Below are 21,106 nucleotides of genomic sequence, written 5' to 3' on the forward strand. Positions count from 1 at the left end.
TCGGCGTGCGGGCGCGCCTGGCCGCGGCGCATCCGGGCGGACGGGTGGAGATGGCCACCGCCCGGCGGCGCGAGGCGGAGCGCCGGCTTGCGGCCGCCATGCGGGCAGCCGTGAAGGACAGCGCACAGCGTCTGGCGATGTCGATGCGCCAGCTCGACGCGCTCAGCCCGCTCAAGGTGATGATGCGCGGGTACAGCCTCGTCTACGACGAGCGGGAAGAGCGGCTGATCCGGTCGATCCGGGACGTGCAGCCGGGCGACATGGTGAACGTGCGGCTGACGGACGGAAGGTTGGAATGCCATATCTGGTCCATGAGAGGAGAGGACGGTTTTGGCGGAAACGAGCTTTGAGCGGACGGGCGGCGGCATGCCCGAACAAGGCGGTGAATCCGGCGGCGCGCCGCAGGAGGCGTCCGTCAGCTTCGAGGAAGCGATGGAGCAGCTCGAGGCGATCGTCGCGAAGCTGGAATCGGGCGATGTGCCGCTCGAGCAGGCGATCGAGCTGTTCCAGGAAGGCATGCGGCTCTCCCAGTTGTGCGGCAGCAAGCTGGAGCAGGTGGAACGGAAGATCGAGATGCTGATCGAGACGGAGCAGGGGCTGCAGCGCAAGCCGTTTGCCCCCGAGGAATAAGGGTCGGATGCCGCGGTGTTTGTCGCGCTTCGGGGGAAGATACGGTTGAGATTAGGTTGAATGGAGTTCATGAGCGACATGTCTGTTGAGGCGTATATCGCGCGGCTGGCCGGCACGGTCGAACAGGCGCTGGACAGCGCAATTCCCGCGGAATGGGATGTGCCGGGCAGGCTGCGCGAAGCGATGTTGTATTCGCTGAAAGCCGGGGGAAAGCGCATCCGCCCGGTGCTGGTGCTCGCCGCCGCGGAAGCGGTGAGGGGAGACGAATCGGCGGCGGAGGCGGCGATGCCGGCCGCCTGCGCCGTCGAACTGGTGCACACCTATTCGCTGATTCACGACGATCTGCCGGCGATGGATGACGACGACTTCCGCCGCGGCAAACCGACGAACCACAAAGTGTTCGGGGAAGCGATGGCCATTCTCGCAGGAGACGGGCTGCTTACCCACGCGTTTCATTTGATCGCGGAAGCCGGCCTCTCCGGCAAGCTGCCTTTGGGCGCAGCGCTGGCGATCTCGGCCGATCTGGCCAGGCTCGCCGGCGTAAGCGGCATGGTCGGCGGTCAGGCGGCCGACATACTCGGCGAGCAGGGCGTCACGTCGCTGGACGAATTGCGCTACATCCACCTGCACAAGACAAGCGATTTGATCATCTTCTCGCTGACGGCAGGCGGCCGGGCCGGCGGCGCCGACTCCGCGCAGATCAACGCGCTCGCGGGATTCGGCATGCGGATCGGCCTGGCGTTCCAGATCCGGGACGACATTCTCGATGTCGTCGGCGACGAGCGGGTGCTCGGCAAGAAGACGAACAGCGACGCGAGGCGGCAGAAAGTTACCTATCCGTATCTGATCGGCCTCGATGCCAGCCGGGCAGAGGTCGAGCGGCTGACGCGCGAGGCGAAAGAGGTGCTGCTTGACGCCGGCCTGCGCAAGCCCGATCTGCTGCTCGGCATCGCCGAATATTTGATGAGCCGCGATCGTTGAGGAAGGCGGCGCCTGCCGCACAAACGGCCGGCCGGTCTTCCGTCGGGTGCCGGCCCGATCCGGTTATGGTATAATGGCCCTACATGCACATGATTTTGCAAAACTGATTCCGTTGCAGACATAAGGGCATTTGACGGCCGGAAGGCGATCGATGCTCGACGGACCGGCTCGCGGCCCGGCGGCTGAACCGGCATGCCGGAGAGCTGTTCTGTCAGACGAAAGCGAGGTTTACGCATGCTGCTCGAACATATCCGGGGACCGGAAGATCTGAAGGCGCTGCCGGTCGACCAGCTCGACGAGCTGGCGGCGGAAGTGCGGCAGTTTCTGATTGAGAAGCTGTCCGTGACCGGCGGCCACCTGGCGTCGAATCTCGGCGTTGTGGAGCTGACGCTCGCGCTGCATTATGTTTTCGACAGCCCGAAGGACAAGCTGATTTTCGACGTCGGCCATCAGGCGTATGTGCACAAGATGATCACCGGCCGGATGCACCGGTTCGATACGCTGCGCCAGTACAAGGGCCTGTGCGGTTTCGTGAAGCGCGCGGAGAGCGAGCACGACGTTTGGGAAGCCGGACACAGCAGCACGTCGCTGTCGGGTGCCATGGGCATGGCGATCGCCCGCGACCTGAAGGGCGAAAGCCACCAGGTTGTCGCGATCATCGGCGACGGCGCGCTGACCGGCGGCATGGCGCTCGAGGCGCTGAACCATATCGGCCACGAGAAGAAAGATCTGATCGTCATCCTGAACGACAACGAGATGTCAATCGCGCCGAACGTCGGTGCGCTGCACAATTATCTCGGCCGGATCCGCTCGGACCGGCATTATTTGAAAGCCAAGGAAGAGCTGCAGCAGCTGCTGAACCGGATTCCGGCGATCGGCGGGAAGCTGGCGAAGACGGCCGAGCGGGTGAAAGACAGCCTGAAGTATATGGTTGTGCCGGGCATGTGGTTCGAGGAGCTCGGCTACACGTATCTCGGTCCAGTGGACGGGCATGACATCCGCAAGCTGCTCGAAGCGCTCCAGCAGGCGAGATCGGTCGGGGGACCGGTGCTCGTCCATGTGTTAACCGTGAAAGGGAAAGGGTACGAGCCGGCCGAAGCGGATTCGCACAAATGGCACGGCATCACACCATACAAAATCGAATCCGGCCAGGTGCTGAAGGCGGTCGGCCCGCCGACGTACACGGACGTGTTCGGGGAAGCGCTGGTGGAACTGGCGGAGCGCGATCCGCGCATCGTTGCGGTAACGCCGGCGATGCCCGGCGGGTCGGGGCTGCTGAAGTTCGCGAAACGGTTCCCGGACCGGATGTTCGATGTCGGCATTGCCGAGCAGCACGCGGCGACGATGTGCGCCGCGCTCGCGCTGGAAGGGATGAAGCCGGTTTTCGCCGTCTATTCGACGTTCCTGCAGCGGGCGTATGATCAGGTCGTGCACGATATTTGCCGCCACAACGCGAATGTGATTTTCGCCATTGACCGGGCAGGACTGGTCGGTCCGGACGGCGAGACGCATCAGGGCGTGTTCGACATCGCGTTTCTGCGCCATATTCCGAACATGGTGCTCATGATGCCGAAGGACGAGAACGAGCTGAGGCGCATGCTTCGCACGGCCGTCGATTATGACGGCGGCCCGATCGCGGTCCGCTATCCGCGGGCCGCGGGGGTCGGCGCGAGCCTCGATCCCGACCCGCAGCCGATCCCGATCGGCGAATGGGAGACGGTACGCGAGGGCGACAGCGCGGTCGTGCTCGCCTGCGGCCCGATGGTCGGCCTGGCGATGGAGGCGGCGGAGCAGCTCAAGCGGGACGGCTTGCAGCTGCGCGTCGTAAACGCCCGGTTCCTGAAGCCGCTCGACGAAGCGATGCTGCTCGCTCTCGCCGGTGAAGGGCTGCCCGTCATCGTGCTCGAGGAAGGCGCGGTGCACGGCGGACTGGGCGGCGCGGTGCTGGAATTCTGTGCGCTGCGCGGCATCGACCATATGCGGATCAGGCTGATCGGCGTGCCGGACCGGTTCATCGAGCACGGCTCGATCAAAGAGCAGCGTGCGGAGATCGGACTGACCGTCGAACGGATCGTGAGCGAAGTGAAGCAGCTGCGGGCCCGGCCGGGCAGGCGCGCGAGCGTCATCCGCAGCTGACGCGGAGAAAGCGGACGGGAATCACATGTCAGACAAGGATCTCAAAGGCAAGGAACGGATTGATGTGCTCCTCGTGGAGCAAGGGTTTTTCGAGAGCAGGGAGAAAGCGAAGGCGGCGATCATGGCCGGGCTCGTGCTCGCGGACGGCGAACGGATCGAGAAGAGCGGCGCCAAGGTGCCGCGCACGGCCGCGATCACGGTGAAGGGCGCGCCGCATCCGTATGTCAGCCGCGGCGGCCTGAAGCTGGAGAAGGCGATCGAAACGTTCGGCATCGCGATGGAAGGACGCGTCATGCTCGATATCGGGGCGTCGACCGGCGGATTTACCGACTGCGCGCTCAAGAACGGCGCCGCCCATGTCTACGCCATCGACGTCGGCTACAATCAGCTGGACTGGTCGCTCAGGCAGGACAGCCGGGTATGCGTCATGGAGCGCACGAACTTCCGCTATCTGAAACCGGAAGATTTGCGCGGCCCGCAGCCGGATTTTGCCGCGATCGATGTTTCATTTATTTCGCTCAGGCTCATCCTGCCGACGCTCAAGCAGCTGATTCCGCCCGGCGCGGGCGTCGTCGCGCTGATCAAGCCGCAGTTCGAAGCGGGGCGCGAAGCCGTCGGCAAGTCCGGCGTCGTGCGCGACCCGGCGGTGCATGAGGAGGTCATCGCCCGGGTGTGCGGCTTCGCGGAAGCCGAAGGATACGGCTTGCAAGGGCTGACGTATTCGCCGATTACGGGCGGTGAAGGGAATATCGAGTTTCTGGCTTACTGGCGGCTGGGCGCGGACGCGCGCTTCCAGGCATCAGCCGATGCGGTCGCGCGGCTTGTGGCGGAAGCGCACGCGGCGTTCCGCCGGGCTTGACCATTGAAGGAAAGCGGGAAAATGGACCATTCCATGGTTGCGGGGCCGTCGCAGATCGTTGTCGATCGCGGGCATCGCCAAGACCATGGCGCAGAGCATGCGGGGTCAATCGGTTGAACAATCGATTGACCTTTTTGCTTTCAAGGGAACGCAAGCAGGATCAAGCCGCGTCTTCCGTTTGCACGAAATTTCTGGTATACTAGGACCAAACAAACGTTCCCGTTTATTAAAAAATTTTTGTGGAAGGAATTTCCGCCCCGAAGCGAGAACCTATAGCGCAAGCATTTCCATGCATGCTTGTTGCGTGAAGGGGGCGGCGAATGTGAACAATGCGGCCGACTGGTTTCTCATGATCGCCGCCGGCGGTCTGATCGCCGTCTGGCTGTTTCGCCGGTTCTACGTCTGGCTCCATGAGCCGCCGGCCAGCCGCGTCTACCGGCTGGGCGAAGGATCGGAGCCGGACCCCGGCGACGAGACGGTGCGTTTCCTGACCGCAAGCGGCTATGAGGTCGTCTCGGGCAAGCATCGGGTACCGATCGAGATCGAGGTGGACGGCGAGCTGATGCAGTCGCGGCTGTTCATCGACTATGTGGCCGTGAAGGACGGACGGACGTGGCTGGTGAAGACGGCGCGCGACCGGATGCCGATCGACTGGACCGGAGCCGGCGTACGGGACAAGTTTCTCGTATACGCGCTGCTCGTGCCGTCGGCGGAAGGCATCGTGTATGCGGATCCGAGGGAGCGGTGGCTGAGAACGATCACGTTCGCGATCGGAACGGAAGCTTAAGGAGGCAGGCCCAGGCAATGAAAGGATTCCGACAGATGAAGATTCGGGAGATTATCGGCGAACAGGAGATCGAGACGCAGGACGAGCTCGTCGAGGCGCTTCGCCGAGCCGGCCTGAACGTGACGCAGGCGACCGTCTCCCGCGACATCAAGGAGATGCAGCTCGTCAAGGTGCCGACCGAGGACGGGCGCTACAAATACTCGCTGACGGCGGAAAGCCGCGTCTACCCGCTGCAGAAGCTGAAACGGGCGATGCTCGATCATTTTGTCCATATCGACAGCGCGGACAATCTGATCGTCATGAAATGTCTGCCCGGCACGGCGAACGCGATCGGTTCGCTCATCGACGCGATGGAATGGAACGAGGTCATGGGCACGATCTGCGGCGACGACACGATTCTGATCATCTGCCGGACCAAAGCGCAGAGCAAGACCGTCGTCGACCGGCTGATCGGACTGCTGAATGAACCGGGGCGGAAATAGCCATCGTATTTATTGGCAGGAAGGGGACACGTCATGCTTCGCGAGCTGTCGATACGCAATCTGGCTGTCATCGAACACGTATCCGTATCTTTCGCGGAGGGGTTCCATGTGCTGACCGGCGAGACCGGCGCGGGCAAGTCGATTCTGATCGACGCGCTCAGCCTGGTCATCGGCGGCCGCGGCGCGGCGGACATCGTGCGCTACGGATGCGAGAAGGCCGAGATCGAAGCGCTGTTCGACCCGCCTGCCGGCCATCCGGTGCGGGAAGTGCTGGAATCGCTCGGCATCGAAGCGGAACCGGATGAGCCGATTGTCGTGCGGCGCGAATTGTCGGTCCAGGGCAAGAGCGTAAGCCGCGTGAACGGCCGGATCGTCAATCTGTCCATGCTCAGGGAGATCGGCGAATGTCTCGTCAATATTCACGGTCAGCACGAGCATCAGTCGCTGCTCAAGACGGAGCGGCACCTCGAGTGGCTCGACGCCTATGCGGGCGGGAAGCTGGCCGACCTGAAGCGGGATTATCAGGAGATCTACCGGCGATATACGGAGACGCGGAACAAGCTGCGGGAACTCGAAGACGCTTCGCGGCAAAACATGCAGATGCTCGATCTGTACAAGTTCCAGCTCGCGGAGATCGACGACGCGCGGCTAAAGCCCGGCGAGGACGAGGCGCTGCAGGATGAGCGCAGGCGGCTGGCGCATGCCGAGCGCATCATGCAGAACGCATCCGAGGCGTATGAGCTCATTTACGGCAATGCCGGGCTGGATGCGCTGGCCAGGGCGATTTCGCGGCTCGAGGATATCCGCAAGTACGACGCCCCGGCCATCGAGCCGCTGTTGGAGCAGCTGCAGTCGGCTTATTATCAGGCGGAAGACGCGGCGTACCAGCTCCGCGACTATCGCGAACGCATCGAGTCCGATCCCGAGCGGCTGACCGAGATCGAAGACCGGCTTGATCTGATCGGGGGGCTCAAGCGCAAATACGGCGAGCGCATCGAAGATATCCTCGAATACCGGGCGAAGATCGCCGACGCCATCGACAAGATGGAGAACCGGGACGAGCATCTTGAGCGGCTGCGCGAGGAAGAGCGCAAGCTGCGCGAGCAGGCGCAGCGCCTGGCGCTCGGGCTTTCGGAGCAGCGCCGGCTTGCGGCGGACCGGCTGGCGAAGGAGATCGAAAGCGAGCTTAAGGAGCTGCAGATGGAGCGCACGACGTTCAAGGTGCAGCTCGATCAGCAGCCGGGCGAGGATGGCGAGCCGAAGCTGGCGCCGCACGGAATCGACGAGGCAGTCTTCCTGTTCTCCGCGAATCCGGGCGAACCGCCGAAGCCGCTCGCGAAGATCGCTTCCGGAGGCGAAATGTCGCGCATCATGCTGGCGCTGAAGACGGTTTTCGCCGCGATCGACGGGGTGCCGGTTCTCGTGTTCGACGAAGTGGACACGGGCGTCAGCGGACGTGCCGCGCAGGCTATCGCGGAGAAGATGTCGAAGCTGTCCCGACGCTGCCAGGTGTTCGCGATCACGCACCTGCCGCAGGTGGCCTGCATGGCGGACCATCATTACGGCATTCGCAAGCAGACGCTCGGCGAGCGCACGTCCACGACGGTCGAACCGCTGCAAGGCATCGGCCGGGTCGAGGAGCTGGCACGCATGCTCGGAGGCGTGGAAGTGACGGATATGACGCGCCATCACGCCCGGGAGATGCTGGATCTGGCCGAACGGAAGAAGGGCGCTTGAAAGCCAGTCCGGGAATGTTTTATCGGTCATAAAAGAAAAGGGGCGGGGTTACCTTAAAGGTACGCCAACAGGGCGAAGCGACAGACACGGGAGCGGCAGCTTCCGCGGCTTCAATCGCATCGGGCGGCCTTTGTTCCCACGCCCGCGCCGACGAAGCCGCGAGAACCGCATGCCGGGCTAGTTCCGACATGCGGTTCATCGGCGGCTTTTTTCTATGCGCCGTCCGCATCCCGCCCGCTGTTCATCCAGATTCCTTAGGGAGCGTGAATCCATTGAATGACAGCGCACGGATCCGTTGGTTCGGTCTTCTGCTCGCCATTCTCGTCTGCGCGGCCGGTTTCACCGCCCCGTTTCGGCATTATGCCGCCTTCCCCAGTGAGCTGAATCTGTTCCTCGGCCAGCACAGACAGCTCGATTACACGATGCCGGTGCACGCCGACATCACGGTCGATCCATCCATCGTCAACATCAACGGTTCGGACAGCCGTTCGGTCAAGGTTGATCTGCGCAAGCCGCTGTCGATCGTTCCGCAGTCCAGCGGCATGGCCAAGCTGAAAATGAAATTATTCGGTACGATTCCTTTCAAGACGGTCACCGTCCATGTCGTTCCCGGGCTGAAAGTGATACCCGGCGGCCAGACGATCGGCGTCAAAGTGAAATCGGACGGCATCATGGTCGTCGGTCATCATCAGGTGAAGACGGAAAAAGGCGAAACGCTGTCGCCCGCCCAGTCGGCCGGCATCCGCCTCGGCGATCTGATCATGAGCGTGAATGGCGTCAAGCTGAAGGAAGTCAGCCAGATGGCGAAGATGGTCGAGCAGGCGGGCAAGGAGGGCAAGGCGCTGAAGCTCACGATCGAGCGTGGAACCGAGAAATTTGAAAAAGAACTCAAGCCGGTCTATGACGCGGAAGACCGGGCGTGGCGGCTCGGTCTCTATATCCGGGATTCCGCTGCCGGCGTAGGCACGCTGACATTCTACGCGCCGGAACAGGGCGTATATGGCGCTCTGGGGCACATCATCACCGATATGGACACGCAGGCGCCGATCCGGGTCGGAGAAGGGCAGATCGTGCAGTCAAGCGTCACGTCGATCAACAAGAGCTCCAGCGGCGAACCCGGCGAGAAAAGAGCGCATTTCGTCAAGGAAGGGAAGGTGCTCGGCACCGTCGAGCGCAATACACAGTTCGGCATATTCGGCCGGATGAGTGAACTGCCGAAGCCCAGCTACGACGACAAGGCAATTCCGGTCGCGTTTGCCGATGAAGTGAAGGAAGGGCCGGCGCATATTTTGACGGTGGTCGACGGTCAGAAAGTGGAGAAGTTCGATATCGAGATTACGCGTGCGATGCGCCAGACCGAGCCGGCCACGAAAGGCATGATCATCCGGATCACCGACGAGAAGCTGTTGAAACGGACGGGCGGCATCGTGCAGGGGATGTCCGGCAGTCCGATCATCCAGGACGGTAAACTGGTCGGCGCCGTCACCCACGTATTCGTCAACGATCCGTCATCGGGATACGGCTGCTACATCGAATGGATGCTCGGCGATGCGGGCATTCTGCCCAACGCGCATCAACGGAAGCTTAAGGCGGGATAACGCCCTAAGCTTTCGTTGTTTCCGTCCGTGTCGAAAAATGTTGAACATCCCAGAAATCACGAATATTTTGGAATAAATTTTTATTATATTCATTGTCACAAAAAAAGTAAAGAAAAAATTTTTAACATGAAGGAATTTCCTTTCCCATGTCGAAACGGTAATATATCGGGGAGGAACAGACCTTCCACAAGTGAATCCCATTCAAATAAGGAGGACTCACACCTTGCAAAGAATTGAAGTATTGCTGGCCGACGACAACCGTGAATTTACGAATCCGCTCTCCGAGTACATCTCAGAACAGAGCGACATGACAGTCACGGGCGTAGCCTACAACGGCGAAGAAGTGCTTCGGCTGCTGGAGGAATCCCGCAAGGCGCCGGACGTCCTCATCCTGGACATTATCATGCCGCATCTCGACGGCCTTGGCGTGCTTGAACGGCTGCGCGACATGGATCTCAATCCGATGCCGAAAATCATCATGCTTACGGCATTCGGTCAGGAGAATATTACGCAGAAGGCGGTCCAGCTCGGTGCGTCTTACTACATACTGAAGCCGTTCGACATGGAAATATTGGCGAACCGGATCCGCCAGCTGGTGAGCAATCCCGTGCTGTCCCCGTCCGCAAGCTACGGCTCGGTGCTGCCGAAGTCGACCAACGTTGTGCCGATCGGCAAGAGCAAAAACCTCGACGCCAACATTACGAGCATCATTCACGAAATCGGCGTGCCTGCCCATATCAAAGGCTATCAATACCTGCGCGAAGCGATCACGATGGTGTACAACAACATCGAAATTCTGGGCGCCATCACGAAGACACTCTATCCGGCGATCGCCGAGAAGTTCAAGACGACGCCGTCCCGCGTCGAACGCGCCATCCGGCACGCCATCGAAGTCGCCTGGACGCGCGGCAACATCGACTCGATCAGCCATCTGTTCGGCTACACGATCAACATCAGCAAGTCGAAGCCGACGAACAGCGAATTCATCGCGATGGTGGCCGACAAGCTGCGGATCGAGCACAAGGTATCGTAGCGGCGGCTTGAGCGGCGGAGCCTCGAAACACCACGGGTTTTCGTTGGTCGCATGACCAATGGAGGCGTGGTGTTTTTGCTTTCAAGGCGGCATGACGAAAGAAGGAGGGAGACGCGATCGCGGCACGGGATGGGGAGCCTTTTTCCGGGAATGCAGCGTAATGTCCTGGCGGCGGGCAGGCGGCATACCGTCAGTCTGAGGAAGGACGGCACGGTCGTCGCGGCCGGCGACAACCGTCTCGGCCAATGCAAGGTGGAAAACTGGCGCGGGATCGTGTCGGTTGCAGCGGGCAATGTCCATATGGCGCCGAATACGGGCAACGCGCATACCGTCGGGCTTCGCGAGGACGGAACGGTTGTCGCAACGGGCTGGAACCGGTACGGCCAATGCGCGGTTGACGGCTGGAGCGGCATCGTTGCCATCGCGGCGGGTTGGTGCCGGACCGTAGGGCTGCCCGCGGATGGAACGGTGGCCGCGGCAGGACGGAATCTTGAAGGGGAATGCGATACGGACGGATGGCGGGATATCGCGGCTGTTGCGGCAGGCGACTGGCACACGGTCGGCTTGCGCGCAGACGGCACGGTCGCCAGGACGGGAAACAACCGGCATCGTCAGTGCCAGGTGGACGATTGGCGCGATATTGTGGCGATTTCGGCAGGTTATTTGCATACGGTAGGGCTGAGATCAGACGGCACGGTGGTCGCTGCCGGCAACAACCAGGCCGGCCAGTGCGAGGTAGGAGGCTGGCGGGACATCGTTGCGGTCGCGGCGGGCAGCCTGCATACCGACGGCCTGCGCGCTGACGGCACGGTCGTCGCCGCGGGGCACAATGCGTTCGGCCAATGCGAGGTGCGGGGCTGGCGGGACATTGTCGCCATAGCGGCGGGCTGCGTCCATACCGTCGGGCTGTGCGCGAATGGCACAGTCGTCGCCATCGGGGACAACACGTTCGGTCAATGCGAGGTCAGCGGGTGGCGCGGCATCCGGTTGCCGGATCTCGCTTGCGGTACGTGAGGCCGTTGCTGCAGCCCGCAAATATGCAACCTTCTCCGCGCAGACCTCGTCTGATTCAAGTGAGGATCGGAAACGAGGTTTTGAGACGTGAGACGAATTGCGATCTATATCATCGCCGCGCTGGTCGTGCTGATCGCCATACCCGTCGTGGCGTCACTTGGCGAATACACACGGGCCAAAACGGCACTCCACGACGACAGCCGGTTCATCCGCGAGCTTTCGGTGATCGCGCTGACTGCGGATGCGTTCGGGATGGCGGAGGTAACGGATTTCGATTGGGATACCTTGTACATCTTCGGTCCATACACGACCTGGCGTGAGATGGAGGAGCAGGTCGGGAGAGCCTGGTACGAATCCTATGCCGATTACCTGATCCGCCGCACGCCGATCGGCCGGCACCCGGTCGACGACGACTCTCTCCAGAAACTTGTGTTCGCCCTGGACGGGCGCGTCGTGCTGGATGCAACGGTCCGTCGAAGTATCATCGATTTCACGAAACTGGACAAAACCAGGCTCAGCAGCGAAGAAGCGTTCTTTGATCTGCAGCGCCAAAACAGGTGGACGACAGCGCTACGGCGCAAGACTCCCGCATAGAAGAGACAAACGCCGCATCGGGATGCAAGCCCGGATGCGGCGTTACTGTCATGTTTGCTCGTTGTCCGGCAGCCGGACAGGCTTCGGCGGTCGGGGACGCTTCTTCCGGAAGCGCGGCGCGACATAGTTGCGCTTCCGGTCGCGGAAGAAAATCCAGCCGCCGATGAAGCCGACGCCGCCAAGGAACAGGATGAGGCCGATAATAAACCGAAGCCAGTTGAAGACCGGAGCCGGGTCGTCGGGCCCGAAGGCAGCGAAATAATCGAACAGCGTGTTTTTAATCTGCAGAAAGCCGTAAGCCGCCCCGATGCCGGGAATGACAAGCAGCAGCACGGCGAGAAAACGCGAGAGCACCAATCTCATGTTTTTACCATCCTTCCGTTGTCCAGCGTGCGACGCAAATCCCAGCACATTATATCATACCGCGAAAGCGTATTCGCTGTCCAACGCGGGGACAGGTCTGTTATATGACGCGCGGGAAAGGTAAAATAGTAGAGTACGGATCAACACCCAAGACCGGGAAGAGGAGAATGCACATGACGATACATGCGGACGTTGCGGTACTCGGCGGAGGACCCGGCGGTTATACAGCCGCAATCCGGGCCGCCCAGCTCGGCAAGAAAGCGGTCATTATCGAGCAGGACCGGCTTGGCGGCGTCTGTTTGAACCGGGGCTGCATTCCGAGCAAGTCGCTGCTGCGCAGCGCGGAAGTGTTCCATACGGTGAAGGAAGCCGCCCGCTACGGCATTGCGGTCCAGGGCGAGCCGGAGCTGCGCTACGACGCTGTCCTGGAGCGGAAGCGCGCCGCCGTCGAGCAGCTTTACCGCGGACTCACGTCGCTCATGAAAAAGCACAACATCGAGGTTATCCACGGGAAGGGGAGAATCATCGGGCCGTCGATCTTCTCGCCGCGCAGCGGTTCGGTCGCGGTCGAGCTGGAGAACGGCGAGATGGAGACGGTCGTGCCGCAGCAGCTGATCATCGCGACCGGTTCGCGTCCGCGCGAGCTGCCGGGACTGAAGTTTGACGGCATCCGGGTGCTGAGCAGCGATGACGCGCTGAACATGGAGACGCTGCCGCGCGATATGCTGATCGTCGGGGGCGGCGTCATCGGTATCGAATGGGCGTCGATGCTGAACGACTTCGGCGTGGCCGTGACGCTGGTCGAAGCGGCATCGCGCCTGCTGCCGGGGGAAGACGCCGACGTGTCCGCCGAGATGGAGCGGCTGCTCCGCAGACGCGGCGTCCGCGTGATCACTTCGGCGAAGCTGCTCACCGACACGTTCGAGCGGAAAGACGACGGCGTGGCGGTCAAGATCGAAACCGGCGAGGGGGCGGTCGCGCTGTCCGCCGAGCGGATGCTCGTCGCCATCGGACGGACGGCGAACGTCGACGGGATCGGCCTGGAAGCGACCGATGTGGCGGTCAAGGACGGCTTTATCGCCGTCAACGCGTCGTACCAGACGGCCGAACCGCACATCTATGCGGTCGGCGACGTCATCGGCGGCGTGCAGCTTGCGCACGCGGCGGCGCGCGAAGGGGTGATCGCGGCCGAACATATCGCCGGCCTCAAAACTGAGCCGCTTCAGCCGCACCGCATTCCGCGCTGCATCTACTCGCGGCCGGAAGTGGCCTCCATCGGCTTGACGGAGAGCCAGGCGCTGTCCCGCGGCCATGACGTGAAGACGAGCCGGATTCCGTTCCGGGCGAGCGGCAAGGCGATCGTGCTCGGCGAGACGGACGGCTTCGTGAAAGTGATCGCCGAACGGAAGACCGGCGACATCCTCGGCGTCCACATGATCGGACCGCATGTGACGGAACTGCTGTCCGAGGCGGGCCTCGCGGATCTTCTGAACGCTTCGGTATGGGAAGCCGGCCAGCTCGTTCATCCGCACCCTTCGCTGTCGGAAATGCTCGGCGAGGCGATGCTGGCGATCGACGGCGTGTCCTTGTCGTTCTGACTCGAAGGTTCGGGGCGATCGGTTCATTTCTTTTTCCGGCAAAACAGGGTATAATGGATGCATCTTACCTTTAGTACCTGGTGTTAAGAGCTGGCCTCGAACGGGCGGCTCTCTTGCAGCCGGGAGAAGGAGGCATTTTATGGCCAATACCGGTACCAAGCGGACGTTCCGCCACCGCGAGGTCGGTCTTACGGACGACGAAGCGGTGCAGATGTACGCGACGATGCTGATGGCAAGACGATACGACGAGCGGGCACTGCTGCTTCAGCGGGCCGGCAAGATCAATTTTCACATCTCCGGAATCGGACAGGAAGCCGCGCAGGTGGCGGCCGCCTTCGCGCTGGATCGGGAGAACGACTGGTTTCTTCCCTACTACCGTGACTATGGCTTCGTGCTGGCGGTCGGCATGACGCTGCGCGAGCTGATGCTGTCCTTGTTCGCGAAGGAAGAAGATCCGAACAGCGCGGGCCGGCAGATGCCGGGCCACTTCGGCTGCAAACGGCTGCGCATCGTCACCGGATCGAGCCCGGTGACGACCCAGGTGCCGCACGCGGTCGGCATCGCATACGCGCTCAAACTGAAGCGGCAGCCCTATGTGTCGTTCGTGACGTTCGGCGAGGGCTCAAGCAACCAGGGCGATTTTCATGAGGGCTGCAACTTTGCGGGCGTGCACAAACTGCCGGTCATTTTCATGTGCGAGAACAACCAGTACGCCATTTCGGTGCCGATTTCGCGGCAGGTTGCCGGGCGGATCTGCGACCGGGCGGTCGGTTACGGGTTCCCCGGCGTCCGGGTTGACGGCAACGATCCGCTGGAAGTGTACAAGGTCGTCAAGGAAGCGCGCGAGCGCGCGGTCGCCGGCGAAGGCCCGACATTGATCGAGGCCGTGATGTACCGGCTGTCGCCGCACTCGACATCCGACAACGACCTGGCCTACCGGTCGAAGGAAGAAGTCGAGGAGCACCGGGCGAAGGACGGGCTGCCGCGCTATCGACAGTACCTGATTGACTGCGGGCTGTGGAACGAAGAGCTGGACCGTTCGCTCGACGCGAACATCCGCCAGATGCTCGACGAAGCGACCGAGTATGCGGACAAGGCGCCATACCCTTCTCCGGAATCGATCATGCACCACGTCTATGCCGGCGATGCGGAAGGAGGGCGGTAACATGGCGGTCATGCATTACATCGACGCGATCCGGCTGGCCATGGAAGAAGAAATGACTCGCGACGAGGATGTGTTTGTGCTCGGCGAGGACGTCGGCTATAAGGGCGGCGTCTTCACAACGACGAAAGGACTGCTCGAGAAGTTCGGGCCGGAGCGGGTGCTGGACACGCCGCTTGCGGAGTCGGTGATCGCCGGCGCGGCGATCGGCGCCGCCATGTACGGCCTGAAGCCGATCGCCGAGATGCAGTATGCGGACTTTATTTTCCCTGCGACGAACCAGATCATCAGCGAAGCGGCGAAAATCCGCTACCGTTCGGCCAGCGACTGGACGTGCCCGGTCGTCATCCGCGCCCCGATCGGCGGCGGCGTGTTCGGCGGCTTGTACCATTCGCAGAGCGTGGAATCGGTCTTCTTCGGCACGCCGGGCCTGAAAATCGTCGCACCGTACACCGCCTACGACGCGAAGGGGCTGCTCAAGGCTGCCGTCCGCGATCCGGACCCGGTGCTCTATTTCGAACACAAGAAATGTTACCGTCTCGTCTCCGGCGAAGTGCCGGAGGACGACTACATCGTGCCGATCGGCAAGGCGAACGTGCTGCGCGAAGGCGATGACATCACGGTGATCGGATACAGCCTGCCGCTGCATTTCGCGATGCAGGCGGCCGAGGATCTGGAGGCGGAAGGCATCTCGTCCCACATTCTCGATCTCCGCACGCTGCAGCCGCTGGACAAGGAAGCGATCCTCGAAGCGGTCCGCCGCACGGGTAAAGTGCTCATCGTCCACGAAGACAACAAGACGGGCGGCGTCGGCGCCGAAGTGGCGGCGATCATCGCCGAGGAGCTGCTGTACGAGCTGGACGCGCCGATCATGCGGCTGTGCGGTCCGGACGTGCCGGCGATGCCGATTCATGCGCCGGGCGAGAAACATTTCATGCTGAATCGGGAGAAACTGCGGGATGCGATGCGGCAGTTGGCGCTTTATTGATGACCTTATGGTCCAATCCGGGATGGGAAGAAGGAGTTGAGAACGTGAGAGAGGGTCTTCAGGAAATCGTCATGCCGCAGCTGGCGGAATCGCTGGTGTCGGCGACGATCGAGCGCTGGCTGAAGCAGCCGGGTGACCGGATCGACATGTACGAGCCGATCTGCGAGATCAACACGGACAAGGTGAACGCGGAGCTGCCGTCGACCGTCACCGGGAAACTGGTCAAAATATTGGCCGGCGAAGGCGAGACCGTGGACGTAGGCGCACCGATCTGTCTCGTCGAGACGGCGTCGGCCGGCGCTCCGGCAGAATCCGCGCCGGATTCGGGAGATGCGGCGCAGCCGCAGGCACGGCAGGCGGCCGCATCGGACGGGGATGAAGGCGCGGCGCCTATGAGCGGCCGCTATTCGCCGGCGGTGCAGCGCCTCGCCGCCGAACACGGCGTCAATCTGGCCGAGGTGCGGGGCACCGGGCTCGGCGGGCGCATTACCCGCAAGGACGTGTTGAACTACATCGAATCCGGCCGCGCATCCGGCAAACCCGCGGACAGCCGTTCGGCCGATCCGGCGCGCCAGCCGGTCCGGTCCAGCGGCCTGCATCTGTCGGAAGAGCCGAAGCTGCCCGCGATCGAAGTCGAGGCGGCGGCGCCGGGCAGCGGCGAATACTTCATCGACGTGTCGCCGCTCCGCCATACGATCGCGACCCGGATGCGGCAGAGCGTCACGGAGATTCCGCACGCCTGGACGATGATCGAGGCGGACGTGACGAATCTTGTCGCGCTGCGCAACAAGCTGAAAGACGAGTTCATGAAGCGCGAAGGCATCAACCTGACATATCTCGCGTTCTTCCTGAAGGCGGTCATCAACGCGATCAAGGACTATCCGATCATGAATTCGGTGTGGGCCGTCGACAAAATCATCGTCAAGCGCGACATCAACATTTCGCTGGCCGTCGGCACGGAGGACGGCGTCTGGACGCCGGTCATCAAGAACGCCGACCAGAAGAACATCGCCGGGCTGGCCCGCGAGATCGACGACCTCGCGCGCAAGACGCGGGAAGGCCGGCTGTCGCTCAGCGACATGCAGGGCGGAACGTTCACGGTCAACAACACCGGCTCGTTCGGCTCGATTCTGTCGCAGCCGATTATCAACTACCCGCAGGCGGCGCTCATCACGTTCGAATCGATCGTCAAGAAACCGGTCGTCATCGGCGACATGATCGCGATCCGCTCGATGGTGAACCTGTGTCTTTCGCTTGACCACCGCATCCTCGACGGCGTCATCTGCGGACGGTTCCTGCAGCGGGTGAAAGAGAATCTCGAAAGCTACAGCATCGAGACGACCACATTGTATTGAGAGGCTCGCCATGAACGATAACCAATTGCTCGATATCCGCTACATCCCGATGATCGATTACGCCGCGGCGTGGGGCAGACAGAAGGAAATCGTGCGCGGAATCGACCGCGGCGAGCGGCCGGAGACGCTGCTCTTGCTCCAGCATCCGCCGACCTACACCATCGGGTCGCAGAAGCATCCGGAGCATCTGCTGCTGAGCGAGGAAGAGCTGAACGTGCGGGGCATCCGCGTGTTTCAGATCGACCGCGGCGGCGACATCACCTATCACGGACCCGGCCAGCTCGTCGGCTATCCGCTGCTCTACCTGAATCCGGCGGTGCTCGACCTGCACGGCTATCTGCGCGCGCTTGAGCAGGTTATCATCGACTGGCTGGCCGATTACGGAATTGAAGGCGGCCGCAAGGAAGCCTACACCGGCGTGTGGGTCGGGGAGGAAAAAATCGCGGCGATCGGCGTCAAATTCAACAAAGCGCGAAGCCGCCGCGGCTTTATTACAAGCCACGGCTTCGCGCTCAACCTGCGCGCCGGCATCGGCAACGAGGGATTCTCGGGGATCATTCCGTGCGGCATCCGCGAATACGGCGTCACCAGTTTCGAAGATTTGACGGGGATGGAGATGCCGCCGGAGCGGGCGGCGCGGGAGATCGTGCCGCATTTCTGCCGCGTATTCGGCAGGAGCGCCGGGCCCTTAATAGAAGAGGAGGCCGATGCCGGCCACGACGGTTGAGAGCAGCATGGCGGCGACGATCACAATGGCGGTGATCCGGATCCATTTGCGGTTGATCATGGTTTGCTGAACGCTCCTTTCAGCCAGGCTGTACAGATTCTATTTTATCCGATATGCGAGACGGGAGGAAAGCGATGATTGATCGTCAGAGACTGATTGACGAGTTCATGGAACTCGTCCGCGTCGACAGCGAGACCGGCCACGAACAGGAGATCAGCCGCGTGCTCAAGGCGAAGTTCGCCGGTCTCGGTCTTGCCGTCGAGGAAGACGACGCCGCGGAGAAGACGGGACACGGCGCGGGCAATCTGTTCGCGATGCTGGAAGCCGACGGGGCGGAGGATGCGCCGGTCATTTTCTTCACGTCGCACATGGACACCGTCGCGCCGGGCCGGGGGATCAAGCCGCGGCTGGACGATGACGGCTATATTCGCAGCGACGGCACGACGATTCTGGGCAGCGACGACAAGGCGGGCCTTGCGGCGATGCTCGAAGCGATCCGGGTGATCAAGAAGCGGAACATTCCGCACGGACCGGTCCAGTTCGTCATCACGGTCGGCGAGGAAGCCGGGCTGAACGGTGCGCGCGCCATGGACCGCGGCCGGCTCAAGGCGGCGTTCGGCTACGCGCTCGATTCGAACGGCAGCATCGGCGACATCGCCGTCGCGGCGCCGACCCAGGCGAAGATCACGATGAAGGTGCACGGCAAATCGGCGCACGCGGGCGTCAACCCCGAGGACGGCATCAGCGCGATCCAGGTGGCCGCGCGGGCGATCTCGCGCATGCCGCTCGGCCGCATCGATCATGAGACGACCGCCAACATCGGCCGGTTCGAAGGCGGCGGCGCGACGAACATCGTCTGCGATTTCGTCAAGCTTGATGCCGAAGCGCGCAGCATCGACCAGGCGAAGCTGGACCGGCAGGTGGAAGCAATGCGGCAGGCGCTCGAGAGCGCGGCCGCGGAGTTCGGCGCCCGGGCGGAATTCGAGAGCGAGATTCTGTATCCGTCGTTCCGCTATACGGAAGCCGATCCGGTCGTGAGGCTCGCCGTAGAAGCGATCGAAGCGATCGGCTGCAAGGCGCGGACGTTCCATTCGGGCGGCGGCAGCGACGCGAACATTTTCAACGGCCACGGCGTCCCGACCGTCAACCTCGCAGTTGGCTACGAAGAGATCCATACGACGCGGGAGCGGATTCACGTCGATAACCTCGTCAAGACGACGGAACTCGTCGTACAGCTGATCAAGCTGGCCGCGGACATGAAGGCATAAATGGTCGAAAGAGGGCCCGGATTTTGAACTGCTCCCTGTCAAGTAGACTGCAAACTAAATCGGATTGTTTGGATTCCGTAAATTGTGGAATTTTTTTGCAGCATGCAAAAGCAACCGAGGGTAAGTCACCTAGCCGCCTTTTCCGCTCGAGTTGCTGAAGTGTGTAAATACTTCAATTGCTTATATAAGGCTTCTTGCTTGTGTATTGAAAAGCCTAAGGATATTGGTTGTTTGTGTTCGCCGTGATGAGAGAGATGGACACATACTTTCATAGTTGGTTGCTCCTGAAAAAGTCCGATCGTGAACATCACCTCATCCCCATCCTTTTTCAGGACTGCCCATTTACCTTATTCTTCCTTATTTTGCTGCCTTCGCGAGCATTTTGGATACCGGAGCGTCGTCCAGTCAAATCAAGTGGGCAATCGGCGGCTATAGTCTGCACCTCAACAAAACGTATACCAGCGAGTCTCAGTACCTTGCCGACATTAACGGGTCGGGTAGCGCGAGCTCGTGTACTCCTGCTCAGGCCAATACCGAAAATGCTTACCGTCTGAATCCTGGTGGCACTGTTCCGCGGACAGCGATTGGCTGGGATGGTTCGAAAATCGTTCTCGCTGTTTTCCAATCGGAGAAAGCGTATGAAGTTCGCCAATTCATGAAAAATGAAGGTTGCACTATGGCGGTCATGCTTGACGGAGGCGGTTCCTCGCAAATGCGTTTTCTTGTCGCATCTCCCAGCGGCAACTTTGTTGGCACATATGATCCCTCCGGAGAGAATCGTTCCGTCTACAACATGGTTGCTGTAAATCCGACGCAGTGGATTTATCAGTACTGAATCGCAACGAGCCGGCAGAGATTTACTGCCGGCTCCTGCTTCAAAAGGAGTAGATTGGCTATGGAAGCTGCCGATTTTTGGGTTCAAGTGGTCACCAATAATGGTTTTGCCATGGCGCTGACAATCTACCTTTTGACCAGCTTTCGCAAAACTCTTGAAGACCAGCGCAATGATTTTAAAACATTCGTGCAAGAGATAACCCAGGCCATCAAAGAGTTGCGAAAGGATAAGGGAGAATAAGAGTGCAGAGTCGTATTCGAAGTTCATATCAACCGGCGGAAAATATCCTGCCGGTTCTTTTCTATAAATGTCTAGTCGATATCTAATATTTTCCATTCGTTGTTTTCTTTTGTGAAAACGTACATCCTGCTTTGCTCTTCTTCATTTCGCCAGTAATTTACGCTAACAGCAATATGTGACCCGTTAGGTTCACCTATACTTACCAACTCCACTTTGCTTATTTTTCTTTTGGGCATGGCAGTTACTACAGAATTGCTGGCTAACAGTGACATATACCCTTCTTCGTTCTCTTCATTTATAAATCGAACAGAATGATTGATTAACTGGACAAAAATCAGCTCGTCTCCTTCATATTGAGATTCATCGATATACACCGGCTCCATTTCTTCCTCTTCTGGTATGGATGACGACTTCTCAGACGGCGAGCTGTCGGAAGGATCAGTCCGCGTTTCATTTTCATTTGAAGATTGCGACGTCCCGGGCGGCGAGTTATCAGAAGCAGCCTGCGTCTCATTTGAAGATAACGACGTCTCGGGTGGTGAGCTGTCGTTAGGAGCAGCCTGCGTTTCGTTTGAAGGCGACTTTGGCGCAGATGGGTTCGCATGCTCTCCACAGCCAACCAGCAACAGAAAGATTGAACAGACGAGTAACCACTTTTTCACCTTCAACTCTCCTTCACAAGGTACTATTTACACTAATAAACTATACTTTCCAAATGA

General features: G+C 60.9%; 23 protein-coding genes. 20 read left to right on the forward strand and 3 right to left on the reverse strand.

Annotated elements, in window-relative coordinates; genetic code table 11:
* The 12 genes from KJQ12_RS13230 to KJQ12_RS13285 all read left to right on the forward strand — a co-directional run.
* Positions 1 to 350, forward strand: a 350-nt coding sequence (locus KJQ12_RS13230; protein WP_280529262.1) for an exodeoxyribonuclease VII large subunit, incomplete at its 5' end; no start/stop codon positions are given.
* Between the two features lie 16 nt (positions 351 to 366).
* The gene (gene xseB, locus KJQ12_RS13235) at positions 367 to 630 is read left to right on the forward strand and encodes an exodeoxyribonuclease VII small subunit (RefSeq protein WP_213485101.1); all 264 of its coding nucleotides are present in this window, start codon (positions 367 to 369) and stop codon (positions 628 to 630) included.
* Between the two features lie 78 nt (positions 631 to 708).
* Entirely contained in the window at positions 709 to 1,611 is a 903-nt protein-coding gene (locus KJQ12_RS13240; protein ID WP_213485103.1) for a polyprenyl synthetase family protein, read from the forward strand.
* 234 nt (positions 1,612 to 1,845) lie between these two features.
* Entirely contained in the window at positions 1,846 to 3,747 is a 1,902-nt protein-coding gene (gene dxs, locus KJQ12_RS13245) for a 1-deoxy-D-xylulose-5-phosphate synthase (protein WP_213485040.1), read from the forward strand.
* A gap of 25 nt (positions 3,748 to 3,772) precedes the next feature.
* On the forward strand, positions 3,773 to 4,606 hold the full coding sequence (locus KJQ12_RS13250) for a TlyA family RNA methyltransferase (RefSeq protein ID WP_213485041.1): 834 nt from the start codon (positions 3,773 to 3,775) through the stop codon (positions 4,604 to 4,606).
* A gap of 322 nt (positions 4,607 to 4,928) precedes the next feature.
* Positions 4,929 to 5,393: a hypothetical protein gene (locus tag KJQ12_RS13255; protein WP_157373562.1), complete on the forward strand. Its 465-nt coding sequence runs from the start codon at positions 4,929 to 4,931 to the stop codon at positions 5,391 to 5,393.
* A 17-nt stretch (positions 5,394 to 5,410) separates the two neighbouring features.
* Positions 5,411 to 5,875 (forward strand): transcriptional regulator AhrC/ArgR, encoded by a 465-nt coding sequence (gene ahrC / locus KJQ12_RS13260; RefSeq protein WP_015254833.1) that lies wholly within the window; start codon positions 5,411 to 5,413, stop codon positions 5,873 to 5,875.
* 33 nt (positions 5,876 to 5,908) lie between these two features.
* Positions 5,909 to 7,612, forward strand: coding sequence for a DNA repair protein RecN (gene recN / locus KJQ12_RS13265; protein ID WP_213485043.1), 1,704 nt, complete (start codon positions 5,909 to 5,911; stop codon positions 7,610 to 7,612).
* Positions 7,613 to 7,884: 272 nt separating this feature from the next.
* Positions 7,885 to 9,210 carry a SpoIVB peptidase gene (spoIVB, locus tag KJQ12_RS13270; RefSeq protein WP_213485044.1) on the forward strand — a complete coding sequence of 442 codons (1,326 nt, stop codon included), beginning with the start codon at positions 7,885 to 7,887 and terminating at the stop codon, positions 9,208 to 9,210.
* Between the two features lie 223 nt (positions 9,211 to 9,433).
* Positions 9,434 to 10,243 (forward strand): sporulation transcription factor Spo0A, encoded by an 810-nt coding sequence (spo0A, locus tag KJQ12_RS13275; protein WP_213485045.1) that lies wholly within the window; start codon positions 9,434 to 9,436, stop codon positions 10,241 to 10,243.
* A gap of 150 nt (positions 10,244 to 10,393) precedes the next feature.
* Positions 10,394 to 11,257 carry an RCC1 domain-containing protein gene (locus KJQ12_RS13280; RefSeq protein ID WP_244860604.1) on the forward strand — a complete coding sequence of 288 codons (864 nt, stop codon included), beginning with the start codon at positions 10,394 to 10,396 and terminating at the stop codon, positions 11,255 to 11,257.
* An 87-nt stretch (positions 11,258 to 11,344) separates the two neighbouring features.
* Positions 11,345 to 11,851, forward strand: coding sequence for a hypothetical protein (locus tag KJQ12_RS13285; RefSeq protein ID WP_213485047.1), 507 nt, complete (start codon positions 11,345 to 11,347; stop codon positions 11,849 to 11,851).
* 48 nt (positions 11,852 to 11,899) lie between these two features.
* Here KJQ12_RS13285 and KJQ12_RS13290 read toward each other — a convergent pair whose 3' ends face one another.
* Entirely contained in the window at positions 11,900 to 12,214 is a 315-nt protein-coding gene (locus KJQ12_RS13290) for a DUF2627 domain-containing protein (protein WP_213485048.1), read from the reverse strand.
* Between the two features lie 173 nt (positions 12,215 to 12,387).
* Here KJQ12_RS13290 and lpdA point away from each other — a divergent pair, with 173 nt between their 5' ends.
* The 5 genes from lpdA to lipB all read left to right on the forward strand — a co-directional run bounded on the left by lpdA (position 12,388) and on the right by lipB (position 18,044).
* Entirely contained in the window at positions 12,388 to 13,812 is a 1,425-nt protein-coding gene (gene lpdA, locus KJQ12_RS13295) for a dihydrolipoyl dehydrogenase (RefSeq protein WP_213485049.1), read from the forward strand.
* Positions 13,813 to 13,951: 139 nt separating this feature from the next.
* The gene (locus KJQ12_RS13300; protein ID WP_213485050.1) at positions 13,952 to 14,977 is read left to right on the forward strand and encodes a thiamine pyrophosphate-dependent dehydrogenase E1 component subunit alpha; all 1,026 of its coding nucleotides are present in this window, start codon (positions 13,952 to 13,954) and stop codon (positions 14,975 to 14,977) included.
* Position 14,978: 1 nt separating this feature from the next.
* Positions 14,979 to 15,962, forward strand: a complete 984-nt coding sequence (locus tag KJQ12_RS13305; protein ID WP_213485051.1) for an alpha-ketoacid dehydrogenase subunit beta — start codon at positions 14,979 to 14,981, stop codon at positions 15,960 to 15,962.
* A gap of 71 nt (positions 15,963 to 16,033) precedes the next feature.
* Complete coding sequence (locus KJQ12_RS13310) at positions 16,034 to 17,317, forward strand: dihydrolipoamide acetyltransferase family protein (RefSeq protein ID WP_041854351.1); 1,284 nt, start codon at positions 16,034 to 16,036, stop codon at positions 17,315 to 17,317.
* A 10-nt stretch (positions 17,318 to 17,327) separates the two neighbouring features.
* The gene (gene lipB, locus KJQ12_RS13315) at positions 17,328 to 18,044 is read left to right on the forward strand and encodes a lipoyl(octanoyl) transferase LipB (RefSeq protein WP_213485052.1); all 717 of its coding nucleotides are present in this window, start codon (positions 17,328 to 17,330) and stop codon (positions 18,042 to 18,044) included.
* On the opposite strand, the gene prli42 is transcribed toward lipB, so the two are convergent.
* Positions 18,006 to 18,104 (reverse strand): stressosome-associated protein Prli42, encoded by a 99-nt coding sequence (prli42, locus tag KJQ12_RS13320; RefSeq protein WP_015254821.1) that lies wholly within the window; start codon positions 18,102 to 18,104, stop codon positions 18,006 to 18,008. The genes lipB and prli42 overlap by 39 nt on opposite strands.
* Positions 18,105 to 18,178: 74 nt before the next feature.
* Here prli42 and KJQ12_RS13325 point away from each other — a divergent pair, with 74 nt between their 5' ends.
* From KJQ12_RS13325 to KJQ12_RS19905, 3 genes are all read left to right on the forward strand, one after another.
* Entirely contained in the window at positions 18,179 to 19,312 is a 1,134-nt protein-coding gene (locus KJQ12_RS13325) for a M20/M25/M40 family metallo-hydrolase (RefSeq protein WP_213485053.1), read from the forward strand.
* A 382-nt stretch (positions 19,313 to 19,694) separates the two neighbouring features.
* Positions 19,695 to 20,147 carry a phosphodiester glycosidase family protein gene (locus KJQ12_RS19900; protein ID WP_213485054.1) on the forward strand — a complete coding sequence of 151 codons (453 nt, stop codon included), beginning with the start codon at positions 19,695 to 19,697 and terminating at the stop codon, positions 20,145 to 20,147.
* A 60-nt stretch (positions 20,148 to 20,207) separates the two neighbouring features.
* Positions 20,208 to 20,387, forward strand: coding sequence for a hypothetical protein (locus KJQ12_RS19905; RefSeq protein WP_213485055.1), 180 nt, complete (start codon positions 20,208 to 20,210; stop codon positions 20,385 to 20,387).
* Between the two features lie 71 nt (positions 20,388 to 20,458).
* Here the strand turns inward: KJQ12_RS19905 and KJQ12_RS13340 are convergent, their stop codons facing one another.
* On the reverse strand, positions 20,459 to 21,049 hold the full coding sequence (locus KJQ12_RS13340) for a putative periplasmic lipoprotein (RefSeq protein ID WP_213485056.1): 591 nt from the start codon (positions 21,047 to 21,049) through the stop codon (positions 20,459 to 20,461).
* Positions 21,050 to 21,106 lie beyond the last annotated feature (57 nt).

Source organism: Thermobacillus xylanilyticus (genome assembly GCF_907165215.1).
GTDB classification, from domain to species: Bacteria; Bacillota; Bacilli; order Paenibacillales; family Paenibacillaceae; genus Thermobacillus; species Thermobacillus xylanilyticus.

What these genes read in the sequence shown, in the direction of transcription:
- xseB (WP_213485101.1), top strand. Translation starts at nt 367, where the DNA reads ATGCCCGAACAAGGCGGTGAATCCGGCGGCGCGCCGCAGGAGGCGTCC.
- KJQ12_RS13240 (WP_213485103.1), top strand. Translation starts at nt 709, where the DNA reads ATGTCTGTTGAGGCGTATATCGCGCGGCTGGCCGGCACGGTCGAACAG.
- dxs (WP_213485040.1), top strand. Translation starts at nt 1,846, where the DNA reads ATGCTGCTCGAACATATCCGGGGACCGGAAGATCTGAAGGCGCTGCCG.
- KJQ12_RS13250 (WP_213485041.1), top strand. Translation starts at nt 3,773, where the DNA reads ATGTCAGACAAGGATCTCAAAGGCAAGGAACGGATTGATGTGCTCCTC.
- ahrC (WP_015254833.1), top strand. Translation starts at nt 5,411, where the DNA reads ATGAAAGGATTCCGACAGATGAAGATTCGGGAGATTATCGGCGAACAG.
- recN (WP_213485043.1), top strand. Translation starts at nt 5,909, where the DNA reads ATGCTTCGCGAGCTGTCGATACGCAATCTGGCTGTCATCGAACACGTA.
- KJQ12_RS13280 (WP_244860604.1), top strand. Translation starts at nt 10,394, where the DNA reads ATGCAGCGTAATGTCCTGGCGGCGGGCAGGCGGCATACCGTCAGTCTG.
- KJQ12_RS13290 (WP_213485048.1), bottom strand. Translation starts at nt 12,214, where the DNA reads ATGAGATTGGTGCTCTCGCGTTTTCTCGCCGTGCTGCTGCTTGTCATT.
- lpdA (WP_213485049.1), top strand. Translation starts at nt 12,388, where the DNA reads ATGACGATACATGCGGACGTTGCGGTACTCGGCGGAGGACCCGGCGGT.
- KJQ12_RS13300 (WP_213485050.1), top strand. Translation starts at nt 13,952, where the DNA reads ATGGCCAATACCGGTACCAAGCGGACGTTCCGCCACCGCGAGGTCGGT.
- KJQ12_RS13305 (WP_213485051.1), top strand. Translation starts at nt 14,979, where the DNA reads ATGGCGGTCATGCATTACATCGACGCGATCCGGCTGGCCATGGAAGAA.
- KJQ12_RS13310 (WP_041854351.1), top strand. Translation starts at nt 16,034, where the DNA reads ATGCCGCAGCTGGCGGAATCGCTGGTGTCGGCGACGATCGAGCGCTGG.
- lipB (WP_213485052.1), top strand. Translation starts at nt 17,328, where the DNA reads ATGAACGATAACCAATTGCTCGATATCCGCTACATCCCGATGATCGAT.
- prli42 (WP_015254821.1), bottom strand. Translation starts at nt 18,104, where the DNA reads ATGATCAACCGCAAATGGATCCGGATCACCGCCATTGTGATCGTCGCC.
- KJQ12_RS13325 (WP_213485053.1), top strand. Translation starts at nt 18,179, where the DNA reads ATGATTGATCGTCAGAGACTGATTGACGAGTTCATGGAACTCGTCCGC.
- KJQ12_RS19905 (WP_213485055.1), top strand. Translation starts at nt 20,208, where the DNA reads ATGGAAGCTGCCGATTTTTGGGTTCAAGTGGTCACCAATAATGGTTTT.